This is a genomic window from Saccharopolyspora sp. NPDC045941 (assembly GCF_056431445.1).
On record NZ_JBWKKU010000016.1, the window covers coordinates 23255 to 42406 of the forward strand.

Sequence of the window (19152 nt, forward strand, 5' to 3'; positions counted from 1 at the left end):
CCCGCCAATATACCTCTCCCGGCGCGCGCGGTCGTGAGCGCGAAAGCGGGGCCCTCGCGCTCACGACCGCGGGGTCACAGCACCGCGGACAGGCCGAGGATCACGGCGAAGGACGTCACCGACAGCAGCGTCTCCATCGCCGACCAGGTCTTCAGGGTTTGCCCGACGGTCATCCCGAAGTACTCCTTGACCAGCCAGAACCCGGCGTCGTTGACGTGCGACAGGAACAGCGACCCGGAGCCGATGGCCAGCGCGACCAGCGCGCCCTGCGCGGGCGGGAGCCCCATCACCAGCGGCGCGACCATGCCCGCCGCCGAGATGGTGGCCACCGTCGCCGAGCCGGTCGCCACCCGGATGCCGACGGCGATCAGCCAGCCCAGCACCAGCGGCGAGAGGTGCGCCCCGCTGGCGAAGTCGGTGATCATGTTGTTCACGCCGGAGTCGACCAGGGTCTGCTTGAAGCCGCCACCGGCGCCGACGATCAGGATGATCCCGGCGATCGCCGGCAGCGAGCTGCCGATCACGTCCGACAGCCGGTTGCGGTTGAACCGGGCGCCGGTGCCGAGCACCACGATCGCGATCAGCACGGTCAGCATCATCGCCACGATCGGCGTGCCGATGGTGTCCAGCACCTGGTAGGCGACGGTGTCCTCGGGCAGCAGCAGGTCGGCGACGGACTTGCCGAGCATCAGCACGACGGGCAGCAGCAGCATCGACACCGACGCGAAGAACCCGGGCCGTTTCTCGGGCGAGGCGTCGAGCTGGGACTTGCCCAGCAGGTGCGTCGCCGGGGGCAGCTCGACGCGCTTCGAGATGTAGGAGCCGAACAGCGGACCGGCGACGATGGCGGTCGGGATCGCGACGACGACGCCCAGCGCGAGCGTCAGCCCCATGTCCACGTGCAGCGCGTCGACGGCGGCCAGCGGGCCGGGGTGCGGCGGCACCAGGCCGTGCAGGATCGACAGCCCGGCCAGCGCGGGGATGCCGATGCGCAGCATCGGCTGGTTCGACCGGCTGGCGACCATGACCACGACCGGGACCAGCAGCACGACGCCGACCTCGAAGAACATCGGCAGGCCCAGCAGCGCGGCGATGAACACCATCGCCCACGGCAGCGTCCGCCGGGTGGTGCGGCGCAGCACGGTCTCGACGACCTGTTCGGCGCCGCCGGTGTCGGTGAGCAGCTTGCCCAGCATCGCGCCGAGCGCGACGAGCAGGCCGACGTCGCCGACGGTCTTGCCGAGTCCCTTGGTGAAGGTCTCCACCAGGTCGTCGAAGGGCATCCCGGCGACGACGCCGAGGGTGGCGGCGCCCAGGGCCAGCGACAGGAACGGATGCAGCTTGGCCCAGCTGATCAGCACGACGATCACCGCGATGCCCGCGATGGCGGCGGCCAGCAGCCGGGTGTCTTGGGCGGTCCACGCGCCGGGTGCCTGGGCTAGGACGGCGAGGGTGCCGGAGAGGCTTGGCATAGAGGGCTCCTCGTTGAGCAGCTGGTGCGCGGCACAGCCTAAGCAATAAGTATGACTTTATTGCCATGTGGACCGATTAAGTATGTCTGTTAGGCGGGTCACCCGGTCCGGAGCGCCTATGTTTGATGGCGATTTCAAGGGTGGAAGGGGCGTGCCGGATGGCCGGAGGGCTGCACGACAAGGTGCTGGACGAGCTCGGTCACGAGATCGCGGCAGGCGTCCACCGGCCGGGCAGCGTGCTGCGCATCGACGAGATGGAGCAGCGCTTCGGCATCTCACGCAGCGTTGCCCGCGAGGTGGTCCGCAGCCTCGCGTCGATCCGGTTGGTCATCGGTCGCAAGCGGGTCGGCATCGTGGTCCGGCCGCGCGCGGACTGGAACGCCTTCGACCCGCTGCTCATCCGGTGGCTGCTGGCCGCCGACCGCGCGGCTCAGCTGAAGACGCTGGCGGAACTGCGCACCGCGGTGGAGCCGATGGCCGCGGCGGCCGCCGCGCAGCGCTGCGACGACGAGGACGCCGCACGCCTGGTCGGCCTCGCCGAGCGGATGGTCGCCACGGCGCGCGCCGGCGACCTGGAGACGTTCATGGACGCCGACGTCGCGTTCCACCGGCTGGTGCTGACCGCGTCGGGCAACGAGATGTTCGCCCAGCTGCACGAGGTCGTCGAGGAACTGCTGCGCTGGCGCGCAGGTCATGGGCTGATGCCCGAACACCCGCGCCCGGTCGCCGTGCGGCTGCACTGCGAAATCGCCGAGTGCATCCGCGGCGGTGACCGGGCGCGGGCCGAGTGGGCCATGCGCGAACTGGTCGCCGAAGCCCTGGAAGGAACCCTGTTGGGGCTGACCGACGCCTAGTAGCGGCTATTAGTAGCCGGAGTAGCTGCCGCCGGAGCGGAGGCCGGCGACGCCGGGGACGTCGGCGACGGAACCGTAGGTGGTCATCGCGTAGCGGGTGGCGGCGATGATGTTGTCGACCGGGTTGTAGATGTCGCCGTGGCCGGGCAGCGCGTAGGACTGGAAGGTCGGCTCGATGGTCTGCATCAGACCGATCGATGGGGTGCCGGCCGCCGCGTTGGAGTCCCAGCCGTTGGTGGCGCTCGGGTCGCCGTTGGACTCGTGCATGATGATCGTGCGGATCGCGTCCGCGTCGATCTGGTCGCGCGGGATGCCGTGCTGGTCCAGGACGCCGATCGCCTCGTTGATCCAGGCGCCGATCTGGTCCTTGGGCTTCTCCGCCACCTGCTCGGCGGGCTGTTCCTGCTTGGCCGGCTCCGGCGCGGCCTCGGGGGCGGGCTGCGCGGCGGGGGCCGGGGCGGCTTCGGGAGCCGGTGGGACGGCCGCCGGGGCGGGGAGCTGCTCGGCCAGCGGGGCGAAGTGCGCGGCGGCTTCGACCGCGGGGGCTTCGGTCTTGGCGCCTGCGGTGCCGGCGAAGACGCCGATCACGCCGAACGCGGCGACGGCGGCACCGACCTGCAACGACCGCATCTTCGGGGGGACGCGGTGCTGCCGGTCCGCGGAGTCGCCGAGGAACGCCGCGCGGATCCAGTTCGCCGTCTGCGGCACCGCCCTCTCCCAGCGGTGCCACCCGGCCTGTCGGGGACTTCGATCGGGGGTGTTCGGTTCGTCGGGGGTCACGAGAACCGAGAATCCGGTACGGAGAGTGTTCGCGCACCGAGGTTTGTACGTGCACGAATACCTAGATTCGCCCAGATGGGCGACATTGTGAGGAGATTCGACTACCTAAAGTGAGATTATCTGGGAGCGATGTCGCTCGCGTCACTCGCCTTCTGCGCGGCTACCCAACCGCCGATTTGCGCGCGGGATGAGAAGTCGAGCTTGGTCAGGATGTTCTGCACGTGGCCCTCGACGGTGCGCTGCGCGATCACCAGGCTCTCAGCGATTTCCTTGTTGGTGTTGCCCTGCGCGACCAGTTCCGCGATCTGCTGCTCCCGCCGGGTCAGCGGCATCGGGTGCACGTTGTCCTCGGCGCGCGGCCGCGCGTGCCGCTTGACCTCCAGCGCGAGGTCGACGGTGTGCGCCACCGACAGCTGGTGGCCGCGGTCGAACGCCTCCTGGAAGGCCGACTCGCCGAGCACGGTCCGGGCCTGCGCCTCGTGCTCGTCGTGGTCGATGGCGAACCGCGCCCAGAAGCCGGGCGCCGCGCGCACCGCGTCCCACACCGCCGAAGCCGCGCCGAAGAGCCGGGCGGCGCGGTCGTGCCTGCCCTGCTGCTGCGCGATCCAGGCGAGCGCGTCGATGCTGAAGGCGATGCCCAGCCGGTTGTCCAGCTTGCGCTGCAGGCGCAACGCCTCCTTCGCCGCGGTCTCCGCCCGCTCCAGGTCGCCCCGCCGCGCCTCCACCTGCGCCGACGCCCACAGCAGGTACGAGTGCCAGTACAGCTCGCCGAGGCCGCCCGACAGCCGGATGCCTTCGGCGAGCACGCCCAGCCCCGCCTCGGGATCCTCGCCCAGGCCCTTGATCAGGCCGAGGCCGAACAGGGCGAACAGCTCGCCGACGGAGACCTCGTGCTTGCGGAACTGGCCCAGCGCGTCCTCCAGCAGCACGGCGGCCCGCGGCGAGTCGTTCTGGGCGAACGCCGCCATCCCGCGCACCAGCGTCAGATGCGCCTTCTCGATCTCATCGCCGCGCTGCGTGGCCAGCACCGTCGCCTGCTCCAGCGTCGGCTGCACGGTCTCCACGTCGCCGTGCAGCAGCGCGAACCAGGAGCTGACCCGCAGCGCGCGCACCCGCTCGGGCATCTCGCGGGGCGTAGTGGCCAGCACCTGGTCGAGCCAGTGCCGGGCTTCACCGTTGAGACCGCGGATGCCCCAGTACTGCCACAGGTCGGTGCACATCCGCAGCGCCGCCCCGGCGGTCCCGGGATTGGCCGCGGCCGTGCGCAGTGCCGCGCGCAGGTTGCCGTGGTCGCTGCGCAGCCGGTTGACCCAGGCGACCTGGTCCGGGCCGATCCACTCCGCGGCGAAGCGCCCGGCCAGGTCGGCGTACCAGGAGCAGTGCCGCTGCTGCATGGTCTCCAGCTCGCCGAACTCCGCGAGCTTGTCCTGGCCGTACTCGCGCAGGGTGTGCGGCAGCCGGAAGCGGACCTCGCCGCCTTCCTCCTCGCGCATCAGCACGGACTTGTCGACCAGCGAGTGGATCGCGCTGAGCACGTCGGCGTCGGACAGCCCGTTGCCGGCCACGTGCTCGGCGGCGGCCAGGTCGAAGGAACCGGAGAACACCGACACCCGCGCCCAGGTCAGCCGGTCCTGGTCGGAGGCGAGCTCGTAGCTCCAGTCGATCAGCGCGCGCAGCGTCTGCTGCCGGGCCGGTGCGCCGCGGCGGCCCTCGGTGAGCAGGTCGTAGCGCTCGGCCAGGCGCTCTTCGAGCTGTTGCAGCGACAGCGACCGCAGCCGGACGGCCGCCAGTTCGATCGCCAGCGGGTTGCCGTCGAGGTGGTGGCAGAGCCGCATCAGCGCCGTGGCGTTGTCGGCGGTGACCTCGAACTCGGGGACCGCGGCCCTGGCCCGGTCGACGAACAGCCGGACCGACGCGAACTGCTCGTAGGCCTCCGGCGGCGGCAGGTGCTCGATGTCGGGGACCTGCAACGGCGGGACGACCAGGGTCGCCTCGCCGGAGACGCCGAGGGACTGCCTGCTGGTGGCCAGCACCCGCACCCCGGGGCACCAGCGCACCACCGCGTCGACCAGCAGCGCGACGTCTTCGATCACGTGCTCGCAGTTGTCCAGCACGAGCAGCATCTCGCGGGACTTGAGCTGCTCGATGATGGTGTCGATGTCCTCCCCGCCGGTGGGGCCGCCGATGCCGAGCTGCTCGATGACCGCGTCGACCACCAGCGAGCCGTCCCGGACGCCCTCGAGCTCGACGCACCAGGACTTGTCCCGGAACGTGCGGCGCATGTTTCCCGCGACCCGTATCGCCAGCCGGGTCTTGCCGACGCCGCCGGGGCCGGTGAGGGTGACCACCCGGGACTCGGCGAGCAGGCGCTTGGTGAGGGTGATCTCGCGACGCCGGCCGACGAAGCTCGTGACGTCGGCCGGGAGGTTGCCCGCTGGCTCCCGCGCACGGGCTCGAGCAGTGGAGACCACGTCCCGAGCTTAACCCGCTGCGCGACCCCTGACCTGGGATCTTGTTCCGGCGCTAGGCCGTGGCCCGGAGCCCGGCGAGCACGATGCGCAGGTTCCGCCGCCACTGGTCGTCGGCGGCGGGCAGTCCGATGGTGCGGTTCCCGGTCATCACCGAGGTGAGGGCGAACGGCACGTCCTGCCACGGCACGTCCCCGCGCACGGCGCCGGCCTGCTGGCAGCGCTCGACGAGCAGCTGGATCTGTTCGCGCAGGTCGGCCAGCGGTTGGTCGAGGGTCAGCGCGCAGTCCGTGCCCAGCGCCTCGTTGATCCCGCAGCTCATCGCGCGCAACTGCACGAACTCGGCGGCGAAGCTGCAGAACCCGTGCCACGGGTCCGGGTCCCGCAACGCCTGGCGGGCCAGGCCGACGATCTCGTAGATGGTGTCCTCGACCACCGCCTGCAGCAGGGCCTCGCGGGAGGGCACCCGGCGGTAGAAGGTGCCGATCCCGACACCGGCGCGGCGGGCGATCTCGTGCGCGGTCACGCCGACGCCGACCTCGGCGACCGCCTCGCGAGCGGCCACCACGAGCCGCCGCACGTTGCGCTGCGCGTCCGCCCGCGGCGCATCCTCGCTCAGAAGTCGTTCCACCGCGCTCACCGGACCACCCTACCAACCGGACTTGATGAGTCCGGTTAGACTCCGGATTGAACCGGACTTGTCGAGTCCGGTTCGTCGGGACAAAACGGACCTCTGAGGTCCGGTTGGAGGATGTCGTGGGCAGGATCAAGGTCGGGATCATCGGGGCCAACCCGGACCAGGGCTGGGCGGGGCGGGCGCACGTCCCGGCGCTGCGCGCGCTCGACCAGTACGAGTTGACCGCCGTCGCGACCAGCCGGGAGGAGAGCGCCCGGCGCGCGGCTGCGGCGTTCGGCGCCGAGCACGCCTTCGCCGACGCGCGTTCGCTGGCCGGGCATCCGGACGTCGATCTGGTCGTCGTCACGGTCCGCGTGCCCAAGCACCTGGAACTCGTCCAGGCGGCGCTGGACGCGGGCAAGCACGTCTACTGCGAGTGGCCGCTGGCGCGCACCACCGAGGAGGCGGAGGTCCTGGTGGCGGGAGCCCGGGCAGCCGGCGTGCACAACGTGATCGGCCTGCAGGCGCTGTACTCGCCCGCGATCCAGCATGCCCGGGAACTGCTTGCGAAGGGCGCGCTGGGGAGGATCACCTCTGCCGCGGTGCACAGCGCTCGCGGCAAGGGGGCGACGGGGAAGGTGCCGGCCTGGGCCGTCTACACGCTGCAGTCGGCCAATGCCGCCGGACTGTTGGAAGTTCACGGTGGACACGTCCTGTCGGTGCTGGACCACCTGCTCGGCGACATCGCCCGCCTGTCCGCCGACCTGTCCGTGCAGCTCCCGGACCAGGTGGTGGCCGAGACCGGCGAGCCGGTGGCGGTCGACAGCCCGGACCACCTGGTGCTGCACGCCGGGCTGGCCTCCGGTGCGACGCTGTCGGCGAACATCCGCGACGGCGAGGTCGCGGACCCGCGAGTGCTGCTGGAAATCGTTGGCACCGAAGGAAGTCTGGCCATCGCCTCGACCGGCGCGGAAGATCCGCGCGGCACCCAGATCCAGATGAGCGACCTCGAACTCCGCGTGTCCGCCGAGCCGGGCCGGCCGTGGGAGGCGGTCCAGCTGCCGCCGGTCCGCCCGGTCACGCAGGAGGCCCGCAACGTGGCGGCGGTGTACGCGGACATCGCCGAGGGGCTGCGCACCGGCGAGCAGGTCGCGCCGGACTTCGCCCGCGGCCTCCGCCTGCACCGAGTGCTCGACGCGATCCGGGCCTCGGCGGCCTCCGGCGCCCGCCAGGCACTCGGCTGAACCGGCTCACGGCCCCGGCGGGAGGCGCGTTCCCTGGTGGTGGCGCAGCTTCCAAGCGCCGTCCGTGCGGATCCAGATGGCCGTCCGGAGGGAGGCTGAGTCTTCCATCCGCGCGGTGTAGGTCAGCAGGATCGCGTCCGGGCCGAGCCGCACCGGCCGAAGGTCGTCCGCCTGGATCGGCGCCGAACTGCTCGCGCAGGTCGCGCGCACGATCGTCTCCCGGTCCCAGATCGTCCCGGATGCGCCGAACTCGCGGAAGTCCTCGTGCAGCAGCGCCCGCACCGCATCGTCATCCGCGCGAACCCCGGGGGTGAGCAGTTCGAGCTCGCTGTTGATGACAGTCTCGAAGTCCTCGTCCATGGCTTCCGAGCCTAAGGTCGCGGTCGCGCGAATTTCCGCTCTCGTGGTCGGCGAGTGGCCACAGTGGACTCGTGTGATCCGGGGGCGCGGCGGGCGTCTTTTCGCCCGAAAGGGTGGCATGTCCTGTATTGAGTTGGTATATGCCAAATGACGTGCTTACTGTTAGGGCACGCGAGTGACGTTCGCGTCTTTTGAATATCGGTCATCGGGGGGTCGCAGTCGATGATCGGTGCATGGCTGCGGCGCCTGACCGGCAACCCCCAGGTTCGGTCAGGCGCCGCAGTTCTTCCTCCACCCCCGGTGCGCGAACGGCGGGCGATCGCGGATCATCATCGGGGCGAAGGGGGAGGAGCAGTGGGCGGCGACATCGCAGGGCAGAGGTTCGAGGGCTTCGGCAGGGGAGTGGTCGAGTTCTTCGAAGGGCTCGAAGGGGTCCAGGCCGGGCTGGTGGATTCGCAGCGAGAGGTGCACGACGCCAAGGCCTACTGGAACGACAACCTCGCGTCCTACCGGGAGCAGGTCCGCGCGCCGATGGAGGCGCTGCTCGCCGAGCTGGAGCCCGAGTTCGGGCCGGGATTCGGGCAGGGCAAGGTCTTCCGGCCGCACCGGGACGTCCGGTTCAGCGCCGACAAGTCGCCCTACAAGACGCACTGCGGCGCCGTGATCGAGCTGGGGCGCGGCGGTGGCGCCTACTACGTCGAGGTCAGCGCCGACGGGCTGCTCGTCGCCGGGGGCTGCTACCACACCGAGTCCGACCAGCTGGCCCGGTTCCGCGCCGCGGTCGACACCGACATCCACGGCGAGCGGCTGCGGTCGTTGCTGGCCGTGCTCGTCGAGCAGGGCTGGGAGATCGAAGGGGAGACGCTCAAGAGCCGGCCGCGCGGGTTCTCCGCCGGGCATCCCCGGCTGGACCTGCTGCGGCACCGCACGCTCTACGCGTCCCGCGACTGGGAAGCCGACGACATCCTGCACGAGCGCGCCTGCATCGACCGGGTCCGGCAGTCCTGGAGCGCGGTGCGCGAGCTCAACCAGTGGTGCGCCGACCACATCGGAGTCACCGAGAAGAAGCGTCGCTGACCCGGCGCACCCGTCGCGCCGCCGTGATGAGCGCCCAGCCCGCCGCCGCGCCCGCCACGTCGACCAGGCCGTCGGGCACCTCGCAGCTGCGCCCGATCGGCAGCAGGCCCTGCATGATCTCCGACGCGATCGCGTAGCCGACCAGCGCCGGCAGCAGCCGCGACGTCGGGAACCCGGCGATCCGGCCGGTCGCGGCCAGCGCCGCGAACATCGCGAAGTGCACCACCTTGTCGGTGCCCGGCGGCGCGGTCGGCACCCCGGACGCCGGCATGAACAGGATGAGCAGGCTGGCCAGCACCGCGACCCCGAACGGAATCCGGGTGAGCCGGGTTCTGTAATGATCCAGCAACGATCTCCCCGATCCACGTCTACCGGCATGGCTGCGTGCTGCGCGCGTCGGTCAACAGACTACGCTGGCATAACGTGAGTCGACGAGCCAAGATCGTTTGTACCATGGGCCCAGCCACCGCCACACCGGAGAAGATGGCTGAGCTCGTCAGCAGCGGAATGGACGTCGCCCGGCTGAACTTCAGCCACGGCAGCCACGCCGATCACCAGCAGGTCTACGAGATGGTCCGAGCCGCGGCCAAGGAGTCCGGTCGCGCCGTCGGCATCCTGGGTGACCTGCAGGGACCGAAGATCCGACTCGGCAAGTTCGCTGCCGGGCCGGTGGAGTGGCGGACCGGCGACATCGTGCGCATCACGGTCGACGACGTCCAGGGCACCCACGACAGGGTGTCCACCACGTACAAGGGCCTCGCCAACGACGCCAAGGTCGGCGACCGACTCCTGGTCGACGACGGCAAGGTGGGGCTGACCGTCACCGGCGTCGAGGACACCGACGTCATCTGCGAGGTGACGGAAGGTGGTCCGGTTTCGGACAACAAGGGAATTTCCTTGCCGGGCATGGATGTTTCGGTGCCCGCGCTGTCCGAGAAGGACATCGAGGACCTGGAGTTCGCGCTCGAGCTGGGCGTGGACTTCATCGCGCTGTCCTTCGTCCGCAGCCCGGCCGACATCGACCTGGTGCACCAGGTGATGGACCGGGTCGGCCGCCGCGTCCCGGTGATCGCGAAGCTGGAGAAGCCGGAAGCGGTGGACAACCTGGAGGCCATCGTGCTGGCCTTCGACGGCGTCATGGTCGCCCGCGGTGACCTCGGCGTCGAGTTGCCGCTGGAACACGTGCCGCTGGTCCAGAAGAAGGCGATCCGGATCGCGCGGGAGAACGCGAAGCCGGTCATCGTCGCGACCCAGATGCTCGATTCCATGATCAACAACTCGCGTCCGACGCGCGCGGAGACCTCCGACGTCGCCAACGCGGTGCTCGACGGCACCGACGCGGTGATGCTCTCCGGCGAGACCAGCGTCGGCCGCTACCCGATCGAGACCGTCCAGACGATGGCGCGCATCGTCGAAGCGGTCGAGGCGGGATCGACGGCACCGCCGCCGCTGAGCCACGTCCCGCGCACCAAGCGCGGCGTCATCTCGTACGCGGCGCGCGACATCGGCGAACGCCTCAACGCCAAGGCGCTGGTGGCCTTCACGCAGTCCGGCGACACCGTGCGCCGGCTCGCCCGGCTGCACACCAGGCTGCCGCTGCTGGCGTTCACCCCCGAGGAATCAGTGCGGAGTCAGCTCGCTCTCACTTGGGGGACGGAGACGTTCTTGGTGCCTAAGGTGGACACCACGGACCAGATGGTGCGGCAGGTGGACCAGTCGATGCTGTCGATCGGCCGATCGCAGCGCGGCGACATGGTCGTCGTCGTCGCGGGCTCGCCGCCCGGCACGGTCGGTTCCACCAACCTCATCCGCGTGCACCGGTTGGGCGAGGAAGACCACGTCTGATCCGCATTCTCGGACGGGAGCCACCCGGCGCTCCCGTCCGGAGATCCGGCGTACAACCCCGAGGAGCGCGCAGTGACCGAAGCTGCCCGAGCCGCCGCGGCCGATCCGGCCGGAACCCACCTGCAGGACGCGGTTCCGCTCGACGTCAACGGCATGCCGCACGGTCAACCGGTGCTGGACAGCCTGGTCGCGCTGCTCGACCTCGAACGCATCGAGGAGAACATCTTCCGCGGCGTCAGCCCGGCCTCGTCGCCGGTCCGCGTGTTCGGCGGTCAGGTCGCCGGCCAGGCGCTGGTCGCCGCAGGCCGCACGGTGCCGCCGGAGCGGCGGGTGCACTCGCTGCACGCCTACTTCATCCGGCCCGGCGACCCGAGCATCCCGATCGTCTACGAGGTGGACCGCACCCGGGACGGCCGGTCGTTCACCACGCGACGAGTGGTCGCCGTGCAGCGCGGCAAGGCGATCTTCTCGCTGTCCGCGTCCTTCCAGGTCGACGAGGACGGCATCGACCACGCCGAGCCCATGCCCGAGGTCCCGGACCCGGAGACGCTGCCGACCTACGGCGAGCAGATCGGCCCGATGATCGAGAAGCTCGGACGCGCCCAGCCGCGGCCGATCGACGTGCGCTACGTGACCGAGCCGCCGTGGGTGAGCCGCGAGAACGGCCCGCGCGAGGCCCGCAGCCAGGTGTGGATGCGCGCCGACGGTGTGCTGCCCGACGACGACCTGCTGCACGTGTGCATCGCGGCCTTCGCCTCCGACATGACGCTGCTCGACGCGGTGCTGGCCCGGCACGGCGTGTACTGGGGCCTGGACAAGGTCAACGGCGCCAGCCTGGATCACGCGATGTGGTTCCACCGGCGCTTCCGCGCCGACGAGTGGCTGCTCTACGACTGCGCCTCGCCCAGCGCCTCCGGCGCCCGCGGCCTGGCCACCGGCCGGTTCTTCTCCCGCGACGGCCAGCTGGTCGCGACCGTCGTGCAAGAGGGCCTGCTCCGCGTCGGCGACTGATTACCCATCGCCGGACCGGCGGCGGCGCTTCGGGCGCAGCTGCCGCGGCGGCGTCAGGGCTCGCGTGTGCAGCTGCTCCAGCACGATCGAGCTGGTGAAGTGCCGGACCTCGGTGCGGGACGCGAGCTTGTCCACCAGGAACTCCTGCAGGTGCTTGGTGTCCGCGACCGCCACGTGCAGCAGGAAGTCCGCCTGACCGCTGACGTGCAGCAGCGAGCGGGTTTCCGGCTGCCCCATCACGAACTCCCGGAACTGGTCGACGACCTGCCGGGTGTGCGGGCGGACGTTGATCGCCACCACCGCCTCCAGCGCCAGCCCCGTCGCCGCCGGGTTGACGTCGATGTGCGACCCGGTGATCACGCCCTGTTCCCGCAGGCGCCGAACCCGTTGCAGGCAGCTGGAAGCCGCCAGCCCGACCCGCTCGGCGAGCACCCGGTTCGGCAAGGTCGCGTCGTTCTGCAACTCCTCCAGGATCCGCCAGTCGACCGAATCCAGTTCTACAGATTCCTGCACAACCGAACATGCTACGGCGCAGCTCGCGAGATGGCGAACGAACGGCGGAAGATATGGGCAATCCACCGCTGATTCGATTCGAAGGAGCAGTCGTGCACATCGCCTGGGGGTCGTTCCTGCTGGCGCTGCTGGTGATCGTCCTGGTACCGGGGCCGGACTTCGTGCTGGTGACGCGCAACGCCGCGAACGGCGCGCGCTGGGGCTGGCTCGCGGCGGCGGGCGTCACCTGCGGGCTGCTGCTGCACGCGACGGCGGCGACCCTGGGGCTGTCAGCGCTGGTGATGACCGTGCCCGCGGCGCTGCTGGTGGTGAAGGTGATCGGCGTCGCCTACCTGGGCTGGATGGGCCTGCAGATCCTCCGCAAGTCCGGAACCGTGTCCGGGGCCCCGGAGGTGGACGTGCCGAGTTCCGGCCGCGCCGTCTTCCTGCGCGGGCTGCTGACCGACGTGCTCAACCCGAAGGTCATGCTGACCTTCCTGACGCTGCTGCCGCAGGCCATGGATCCGGCGGCGGAGCCGGTGAAGCAGGCCGCGCTGCTCAGCGGCGTCGCGGTGTCCGCGTTCGCGGCCTGGTGGCTCGTCGTGGTGCCCTCGGTGCAGTGGCTGTCCGCCTTCTTGTCCGACCCGCGGCGGCGGAAGGTCTTCGAGCGGTGCTGCGGCGGTGCGCTGCTGGCCATGGCGACCGCGATCGCCGTCGGCTGAACACCTGTCTGGCGAACTCGTTCTGCGTGGCGGTGCGGGACCGGTGGGGGTTTCCACGTCGGCATTGAGCAGTTCCGTTGACCGCCTGTGATGATCGTGCTTACTCTGCATGATCTGTTTCGGGCGAGCCGAGGGAGCTGCTCATGCGTCGACGGTGGGGACTGGCGTTCGGGCTCGCTGCGGCGCTGGGCGCGTCGGTCGTCTTCGTAGCACCGTCCGGAGCGGCACCTAGTGGGCCGGACGCGTTGCGCGTCGACCTCGACGACATCCTCGCCGACGAGCGGCTGAACGGGTCGCACGCCGGGGTCGTGGTGCGCGACCCGGCCACCGACGAGGTGCTCTACAGCAGGCAGGCGACCGACCGCGCGACCCCGGCGTCGAACGCGAAGCTGCTCACCTCGGCCGCGGCGCTGGAGGCGCTGGGGCCGGGCTACCGGTTCCGCACCGACGTCGTGACCGCCGGGCGGCAGCACGGGCCGGTGCTGCTCGGCGACCTCTACCTGCGCGGCACCGGCGACCCGACGCTGCTCGCCGCCGACTACGAACGGCTCGCGGAAGAGGTTGCGGCGTCCGGGGTTCGGGCCGTGCACGGTCGGTTGCTGGCCGATGACACCTGGTTCGACGACGTGCCGCTGGGCACCGGCTGGGCGTGGGACGACGAGCCGTACTACTACGCCGCACCGGTTTCCGCGCTGACCCTGGCTCCGAACACCGACTTCGACGCCGGGACCGCGCTCGTGCGGGTCAGCCCGACGGTCCAGGGGAGCCGGGCCGAGGTGCGGCTGGAACCGGCCACCGGCGTCGTGCAGATCGACAACCGGACCACCACTTCGGCCGCGGACGGCGAACCCGACGTGACCGTGCAGCGCGACCACGGCGGTTCCCGGGTGGTGGTGACCGGGAGCGTGCCGGCCGGTTCGCAGCCGTTCGAAGACCTCACCTCGGTGCCGGATGCGTCCGCGTACGCCGCCGACGTCTTCGCCCGCGCGCTGGCCGCGCACGGCGTGACGATCAAGGGGACGGGGGAGGGGATCGCGCCGGCCGACGCGCGGGCGCTCGCCTCGCGGCAGTCGATGCCGCTGCGGGAACTCCTGGTTCCGTTCCTGAAGCTCAGCAACAACGGGCACGCGGAAGTCCTGGTCAAAGCGATGGGGCGGGAAGCCCGCGGCGAGGGCAGCTGGTCGGCCGGGCTGGAAGTGCTGACCGAGGAGCTGAGCGGTCTCGGCGTGAACCCGGACGTGCTGCGCGTGGTGGACGGCTCCGGTCTGTCCACGATGGACCAAGTGACGCCGGAGCAACTGGCCCTGCTGCTGGACAACGCGCGCGAGCGGCCCTGGTTCCGGTCCTGGTACGACGCGCTGCCGGTCGCCGGGGTAGCGGACCGCATGGTCGGCGGCACGCTCCGAAACCGGATGGGCGGGACCGCGGCGCAGAACAACGTCCACGCCAAGACCGGATCGCTGACCGGGGTCACGTCGCTGTCCGGCTACGTCACCGCCGCCAACGGCCGCGAACTGGTCTTCTCGGTGGTGTTCAACGACTTCCTCGGCGGCTCCCCGCGCGACCTGGAGGACGCGATCGCGGTCCGGCTGGCCGAGTACGACGGCGCCGATGACCGGCCGAGCGGCCGCGTGCACGTGCCGAAGTCGCGCACGCACGTCGACGACCCGGGCACGCCGGTCGACGAAAGTGCCCTGGAATGCTCGTGGGTGAAGGCGTGCTGACCCGGAAGGGCCGGTGTGACCCCGGTCTCGGGGAAGGCTAAGGGGCATTCCGGAGACCGGGGCGCGGTTACGCCGGTAGCGTGAACGAGGTCAAGCCAGCACGCATGCCGAGGAGCCCGTCCCGTGACCTTCATCAGCGACATCCTGGCAGTCGTCGGAGGCTTGCCGAAGCCGCTATTGGTACTGGTGACCGGCGCATTGGTGCTCGGCGAATGCACCATCGGCCTGGGCTTCCTGGTGCCCGGCGAGAGCGGCCTGCTGATCGCCTCGGCGGCGGTGACCGACGTCGGGTTCTTCATCCTGCTGGCCTCCGTCGTCGCGGTGTGCGCGGCGGTCGGGGACAACATCGGATTCTGGCTCGGGCGCCGCTACCGGCTGAAGATGCGCGAGACGAAGGTGGTGCGCAAGCTCGGCCAGAAGCACTGGGACCGGGCCGGGGAGCTGCTGTGCAAGTGGGGCGTGGGGGCCGTGCTGGTGGCGCGGTTCCTGCCGGTGGTGCGGACCCTGATGCCGGCCGCGGCCGGGGCGAGCGGGATGTCGTACGCGCGGTTCTTCGTGTCGTCGTTGATCGGGGCGATCACCTGGTCCGCGACGCATGTGAGCATCGGGTGGGCTGCTGGGGCTTCGGCGAAGTACATCGAGGAGACGTTGGGGCGGGCCAGTTGGGTGCTGGTCGTTGTCGTGGTGCTTGTCGGGGTGGGGGTTTGGTACGCCAAGCGGCGGCGGTCGCAGCGGGCCGTTGCGGCTGCCGAGGTTCCGTCGGGCGGTGAGCTGGAGGACGTTGAGTCCGCGGCTTGATGGGTTTTGCTGGGCAGGCTCTTGGGTTGGTTCCCGGGGGCCTGTTCTTTTTTGGTTGTGGGTTGGGGCTTTTAGAGGTTCCGTGTGTTTTGGGGCCATCCCCGCGATGGGTGGATTGTTGGGGCTGCGGGCCGGAGGTCAAGCCCGGCCTCGCGGCCGCCCCTTCGGGGTTTCAGGCTTGACATCCGACCCGCAGCCCCAGAGCGGCTTTCTATCGCGGGGATGGCCCGGAGTGGGCCGGTTCGTTCGCGGCTTGCGTTGCGGGGTAGCCGTTTTCGGGTTGGTCGGGGCTGGTGGGGGTTCGGCTTCGGATTGATCCGTCGCGGCGTTGTGGGGATGGCTCGATTTCGCGAGGAATTGATCCCTGGTCGCCAGGCGCGGTGCGCATTGCCGATGGCGGCGCGGGTTTGGTGGCGGATGTGGTCGCCTTCCTGGCCGCCCTGCTGCGGGCCGAACCGCCTGTCGTGTCAGGGCACGGTGATTACGATCTTGCCACGCGCGTGGCCAGTGGCGCTGACGTCGTGAGCTGTGGCGGCCTCCTCCAGCGGGAACACGCCGTGCAGCGGGACGGTGAAGCGGCCCTGGTCGGCGAGATTGGCTGCCAGTGGCAGTCCTGCCCAGCCCAGCGACTTCCCTGCTTCGGAGCGGGAGAACCGCACTCCGTGCCGAGCGGCGTCGAAGTCTGCGATGGTCACCACGCGGTCCGGGTCGCCGGCGATGGTCACCAAATCGACGAGAGAGCCCTTACCGGCCGCGTCCAGGACCACGTCGACACCGTGCGGAGCCAGTGGGGCGAGGCGATCGGCCAGCCCCGCCCCGTAGGTGACCGGTACGACACCGAGCTGACTGAGAAAGTCGTGGTTGCCTTCGCTCGCGGTGCCGATCACGGTGAGGCCGCGGGCTTGGGCGAGTTGTGCGGTAGTGGTGCCGACGCCTCCGGCGGCACCCTCGATCAGCAAGGTCATGCCCGTGGTGGCTTCGAGAGCTTCCAGTACGCGCGTGGCCGTGTCGATATTGCCCGCCGCGCCGCCCGCTTCCTCGAAAGACCATGACTGGGGTTTGGGTGCCCAGGCCTCCAGCACGGCGTACTGGGCCGTGGCGCCGCCCTGATCCGCAACGGGGACGAGGCCGAAGACCTCATCGCCCACCGCGGTGCCGCTTACCCCTTCTCCCACCTCGTCGACGGTTCCGGCGGCGTCCATGCCGGGGATATGGGGGAAGTCGACGGTCGTGATGTCCCGCAGCATTCCTGAGCGCAGGTACCAGTCGGCAGGGGTGACGCCGGTGGCACGTACGGCGATGCGGACCTGACCGGGCCCGGCGTGCGGTTCTTCGACTTCCTCCACACGAAGGACTTCGGGACCGCCATAGCGGTGGTATTGCACAGCAAACACGGACAACCTCCGAATACATGGCATGTCGGTGAGTGAGAGAACTCGCGGCCGCTCATTTCTGCGGACGAGATCTTTTCGCGGGATGCCGCGGTACCAGTTCACGCTAACCCGCTAAACGAACGACGTCTTCCACTTGTGCTTAAGTGGGAGACATGCCCGCTCAACCGTCTCGGAACCCGTCCCCTTCCGACTCCGGCGCCCCCGCGCGGGGGCAGAGGGCCGACGCCCGGCACAATCGCGCCCGGCTCCTCCAGGCGGCCCGCGAGGCGTATGCCCTCAACGGCACCGACGTACCGTCCAGCACGATCGCCCGCAGAGCGGCCGTGGGCGCCGCCACCCTTTACCGGCATTTCCCGACACGCGGCTCGTTGATCGCCGCGGCGTTCTCCGAACAACTCGCCCAGTGCGTCGCGGCCCTCGACGAGGCCCTTCAGGACGACGATCCGTGGCGTGGTCTTCGCGCCGTGCTCACCAAGGTGTGCCGGATGCAGGCCCAGGATCGCGGGTTCAGCGCCGCGTTCCTTTCCCAATTTCCCGACGCGCCCGACGTCCATCGTGAACGCACCCGCGCCGAAGCAGGCCTTGCCAAACTGGTACAGCGCGCTAAGGACACCGGGCAGCTGCGCGAGGACTTCGACCCCAGCGACGTCACCCTCCTGCTCCTGGCGAACAACGGCGTCGTGCAGGAGTCCCCAGAGATCGCCATGGCCGCCTCCCGCCGGCTGCTCGCCTACTTCCTCCAGTCCTGCCAGGCGACCAACGGCGTGCCCTTGCCCCAGCCCGCGCCGCTCCGCCTTGGCGATCTCTACAAGCCACCACAACGAACGGGATGACGTCGCCCAACTCGCTGTCCGTCCCTTGTGGTCGGGTGTTTCACCTGATCAAGCGACCATAAAAACAATGCGAACTCGCGTTCGAATCAGGAGAATGGAGGTATGACACCGCTGCTGAACACCCAGGACTCGACTGTGGAGGCCATGCCTCAACAGTCGGCGATGTCATGCACCGATTCTGAACTCGCGGCCCGCATCCAAGAACTGGAAAAGGAGATGCGGGTACTGATGTGGGAACAACTGCAATACATCGCCGAGGCCCACCATCGCGCCATTCACACCGAGACCACCGCCCGATCACTGCAAGTCTGGCTGCAAGGACTGCTCAACATCGACCCGCGCGACGCGAAAACCCGCGTCACAGTCGCCCGCAACGTCGAAGACCGGCAAACCTTCCACGGCGAGCTCATGTCTTCCGACCTCCCCGACACCGCCGCCGCCTTGTCGGAGGGTGCGATCGGGCTGGAGCACGCGCGCGTCATCGTCAACAGCGTCCGCCGTTTGCCCGACTACGCCCGCTGCCACCAGGTCGCCGAGATCGAAACAACCCTCGCCGGGTATGCGCGGACGATGTCGCCGAGGGAACTGGAGAAACTCGCCGAGCGCATCTGCTACCTCCTCGACCAAGACGGCGCCTACCGCGACGAGGAAGCCCAGCACGAAGCGCGCGAGTTGCACTACGCGACCACCCGGGACGGGATGATCGTCATCAAAGCGAAGCTGGACCGCGAAGTCGGGGCGAAATTCGCCGCGCTCATGCAACCGCTGGCCGCGCCCCGGCCCGAGATCGACGGGGAGAAGGATCCTCGCACGGCCGGGCAGCGGAATGCCGATGGGTTCGCGGCATTGCTGGACTTGGCACTGGACCATGACGGGATGCCGCGCACCGGTGGGCAACGGCCACAGATGACCATCGCGATCGACTTCGACGATTTGAAGCGGGGCTTGGAGGTCATCGGCGAGGACGGCATGCCCGGCACGCTGAACACCGAACGCGCCATCACCGCCCACAACGCCCGCCGCATCGCCTGCGACGCCGAAGTCTTGCCGATCGTCTTTGGCGGCGACAGCCTGCCCTTGGATGTGGGCAGGGCGAAACGAACCGCACCCACCCACATCCGCGTCGCACTACTTCGCCGCGATGGCGTGTGCGCGTTCCCGGAGTGTGACCGGCCGCCAGGGACACCGGAAGCGCACCACGTCCAACACTGGGTCGACGGCGGAGCCACCGACCTGAACAACATGGTGATGCTCTGCGGCCATCATCACCGCACGCTTCACAATCAGCGGTGGGACATCGCCATGCGCGACGGGAGGCCCGAGTTCATCCCACCGCCCACAGTGGACCCCAGACGAACACCCAGACCAGGCGGCACAGCGCTACCCACCCGGCACCGCGAACACCTCCGGGAGTTCATCCCCGCACCACGGGGCCCGGCGGGCGATTCGTGACGCCCGGATG

Annotated in this window: 18 protein-coding genes; 10 read left to right on the forward strand and 8 right to left on the reverse strand. The window is 70.0% G+C overall.

The genetic code is table 11. The features are described 5' to 3' along the window. Window positions 1-74: 74 nt before the first annotated feature. Window positions 75-1472: a GntT/GntP/DsdX family permease gene (locus AC07FN_RS15130; RefSeq protein ID WP_452618546.1), complete on the reverse strand. Its 1398-nt coding sequence runs from the start codon at window positions 1470-1472 to the stop codon at window positions 75-77. 158 nt (window positions 1473-1630) lie between these two features. Here AC07FN_RS15130 and AC07FN_RS15135 point away from each other — a divergent pair, with 158 nt between their 5' ends. Further along, the gene (locus AC07FN_RS15135) at window positions 1631-2326 is read left to right on the forward strand and encodes a FadR/GntR family transcriptional regulator (protein ID WP_478396156.1); all 696 of its coding nucleotides are present in this window, start codon (window positions 1631-1633) and stop codon (window positions 2324-2326) included. A gap of 9 nt (window positions 2327-2335) precedes the next feature. On the opposite strand, the gene AC07FN_RS15140 is transcribed toward AC07FN_RS15135, so the two are convergent. From AC07FN_RS15140 to AC07FN_RS15150, 3 genes are all read right to left on the reverse strand, one after another. Next, entirely contained in the window at window positions 2336-3034 is a 699-nt protein-coding gene (locus AC07FN_RS15140) for a transglycosylase SLT domain-containing protein (RefSeq protein WP_478396157.1), read from the reverse strand. A 188-nt stretch (window positions 3035-3222) separates the two neighbouring features. Continuing rightward, window positions 3223-5577, reverse strand: coding sequence for a LuxR C-terminal-related transcriptional regulator (locus AC07FN_RS15145; protein WP_478396158.1), 2355 nt, complete (start codon window positions 5575-5577; stop codon window positions 3223-3225). 52 nt (window positions 5578-5629) lie between these two features. Next, window positions 5630-6214: a TetR/AcrR family transcriptional regulator gene (locus AC07FN_RS15150; protein WP_478396159.1), complete on the reverse strand. Its 585-nt coding sequence runs from the start codon at window positions 6212-6214 to the stop codon at window positions 5630-5632. A 116-nt stretch (window positions 6215-6330) separates the two neighbouring features. On the opposite strand from AC07FN_RS15150, the gene AC07FN_RS15155 reads away from it, so the two are divergent. Then, the gene (locus AC07FN_RS15155) at window positions 6331-7434 is read left to right on the forward strand and encodes a Gfo/Idh/MocA family protein (protein ID WP_478396160.1); all 1104 of its coding nucleotides are present in this window, start codon (window positions 6331-6333) and stop codon (window positions 7432-7434) included. Window positions 7435-7440: 6 nt separating this feature from the next. On the opposite strand, the gene AC07FN_RS15160 is transcribed toward AC07FN_RS15155, so the two are convergent. After that, the gene (locus tag AC07FN_RS15160; protein WP_478396161.1) at window positions 7441-7794 is read right to left on the reverse strand and encodes a nuclear transport factor 2 family protein; all 354 of its coding nucleotides are present in this window, start codon (window positions 7792-7794) and stop codon (window positions 7441-7443) included. A 354-nt stretch (window positions 7795-8148) separates the two neighbouring features. Here AC07FN_RS15160 and AC07FN_RS15165 point away from each other — a divergent pair, with 354 nt between their 5' ends. Beyond that, window positions 8149-8871 (forward strand): DUF2461 domain-containing protein, encoded by a 723-nt coding sequence (locus AC07FN_RS15165; protein WP_478396162.1) that lies wholly within the window; start codon window positions 8149-8151, stop codon window positions 8869-8871. Here AC07FN_RS15165 and AC07FN_RS15170 read toward each other — a convergent pair. Next, window positions 8849-9220, reverse strand: coding sequence for a VanZ family protein (locus AC07FN_RS15170; RefSeq protein WP_478396163.1), 372 nt, complete (start codon window positions 9218-9220; stop codon window positions 8849-8851). The genes AC07FN_RS15165 and AC07FN_RS15170 overlap by 23 nt on opposite strands. A gap of 74 nt (window positions 9221-9294) precedes the next feature. Between AC07FN_RS15170 and pyk the strand changes: the two genes are divergently transcribed. Together pyk and tesB are read left to right on the forward strand one after the other, a co-directional pair. Continuing rightward, on the forward strand, window positions 9295-10716 hold the full coding sequence (gene pyk, locus AC07FN_RS15175) for a pyruvate kinase (RefSeq protein ID WP_358576475.1): 1422 nt from the start codon (window positions 9295-9297) through the stop codon (window positions 10714-10716). A 72-nt stretch (window positions 10717-10788) separates the two neighbouring features. Beyond that, window positions 10789-11727, forward strand: a complete 939-nt coding sequence (tesB, locus tag AC07FN_RS15180) for an acyl-CoA thioesterase II (protein WP_478396164.1) — start codon at window positions 10789-10791, stop codon at window positions 11725-11727. Here tesB and AC07FN_RS15185 read toward each other — a convergent pair whose 3' ends face one another. Then, the gene (locus AC07FN_RS15185) at window positions 11728-12240 is read right to left on the reverse strand and encodes an Lrp/AsnC family transcriptional regulator (protein ID WP_397529297.1); all 513 of its coding nucleotides are present in this window, start codon (window positions 12238-12240) and stop codon (window positions 11728-11730) included. A gap of 92 nt (window positions 12241-12332) precedes the next feature. Between AC07FN_RS15185 and AC07FN_RS15190 the strand changes: the two genes are divergently transcribed. The 3 genes from AC07FN_RS15190 to AC07FN_RS15200 all read left to right on the forward strand — a co-directional run bounded on the left by AC07FN_RS15190 (window position 12333) and on the right by AC07FN_RS15200 (window position 15463). Continuing rightward, entirely contained in the window at window positions 12333-12941 is a 609-nt protein-coding gene (locus AC07FN_RS15190; RefSeq protein WP_478396165.1) for a LysE family translocator, read from the forward strand. Window positions 12942-13084: 143 nt separating this feature from the next. After that, window positions 13085-14665: a D-alanyl-D-alanine carboxypeptidase/D-alanyl-D-alanine endopeptidase gene (gene dacB, locus AC07FN_RS15195; RefSeq protein ID WP_478396166.1), complete on the forward strand. Its 1581-nt coding sequence runs from the start codon at window positions 13085-13087 to the stop codon at window positions 14663-14665. Window positions 14666-14788: 123 nt separating this feature from the next. Then, on the forward strand, window positions 14789-15463 hold the full coding sequence (locus AC07FN_RS15200) for a DedA family protein (protein WP_478396167.1): 675 nt from the start codon (window positions 14789-14791) through the stop codon (window positions 15461-15463). A gap of 467 nt (window positions 15464-15930) precedes the next feature. Here the strand turns inward: AC07FN_RS15200 and AC07FN_RS15205 are convergent, their stop codons facing one another. Continuing rightward, window positions 15931-16857, reverse strand: a complete 927-nt coding sequence (locus AC07FN_RS15205; RefSeq protein WP_478396168.1) for an NADP-dependent oxidoreductase — start codon at window positions 16855-16857, stop codon at window positions 15931-15933. Window positions 16858-17009: 152 nt separating this feature from the next. Between AC07FN_RS15205 and AC07FN_RS15210 the strand changes: the two genes are divergently transcribed. Both AC07FN_RS15210 and AC07FN_RS15215 read left to right on the forward strand, forming a co-directional pair. Next, window positions 17010-17690 carry a TetR/AcrR family transcriptional regulator gene (locus tag AC07FN_RS15210; protein WP_478396169.1) on the forward strand — a complete coding sequence of 227 codons (681 nt, stop codon included), beginning with the start codon at window positions 17010-17012 and terminating at the stop codon, window positions 17688-17690. 102 nt (window positions 17691-17792) lie between these two features. Further along, on the forward strand, window positions 17793-19142 hold the full coding sequence (locus AC07FN_RS15215) for an HNH endonuclease signature motif containing protein (RefSeq protein WP_478396170.1): 1350 nt from the start codon (window positions 17793-17795) through the stop codon (window positions 19140-19142). Window positions 19143-19152: the final 10 nt, after the last annotated feature.

Excerpts from the sequence above, each read along its gene's own strand:
- AC07FN_RS15130 (WP_452618546.1), bottom strand. The coding sequence starts at position 1,472 with ATGCCAAGCCTCTCCGGCACCCTCGCCGTCCTAGCCCAGGCACCCGGC.
- AC07FN_RS15135 (WP_478396156.1), top strand. The coding sequence starts at position 1,631 with ATGGCCGGAGGGCTGCACGACAAGGTGCTGGACGAGCTCGGTCACGAG.
- AC07FN_RS15160 (WP_478396161.1), bottom strand. The coding sequence starts at position 7,794 with ATGGACGAGGACTTCGAGACTGTCATCAACAGCGAGCTCGAACTGCTC.
- dacB (WP_478396166.1), top strand. The coding sequence starts at position 13,085 with ATGCGTCGACGGTGGGGACTGGCGTTCGGGCTCGCTGCGGCGCTGGGC.
- AC07FN_RS15210 (WP_478396169.1), top strand. The coding sequence starts at position 17,010 with ATGCCCGCTCAACCGTCTCGGAACCCGTCCCCTTCCGACTCCGGCGCC.
- AC07FN_RS15215 (WP_478396170.1), top strand. The coding sequence starts at position 17,793 with ATGACACCGCTGCTGAACACCCAGGACTCGACTGTGGAGGCCATGCCT.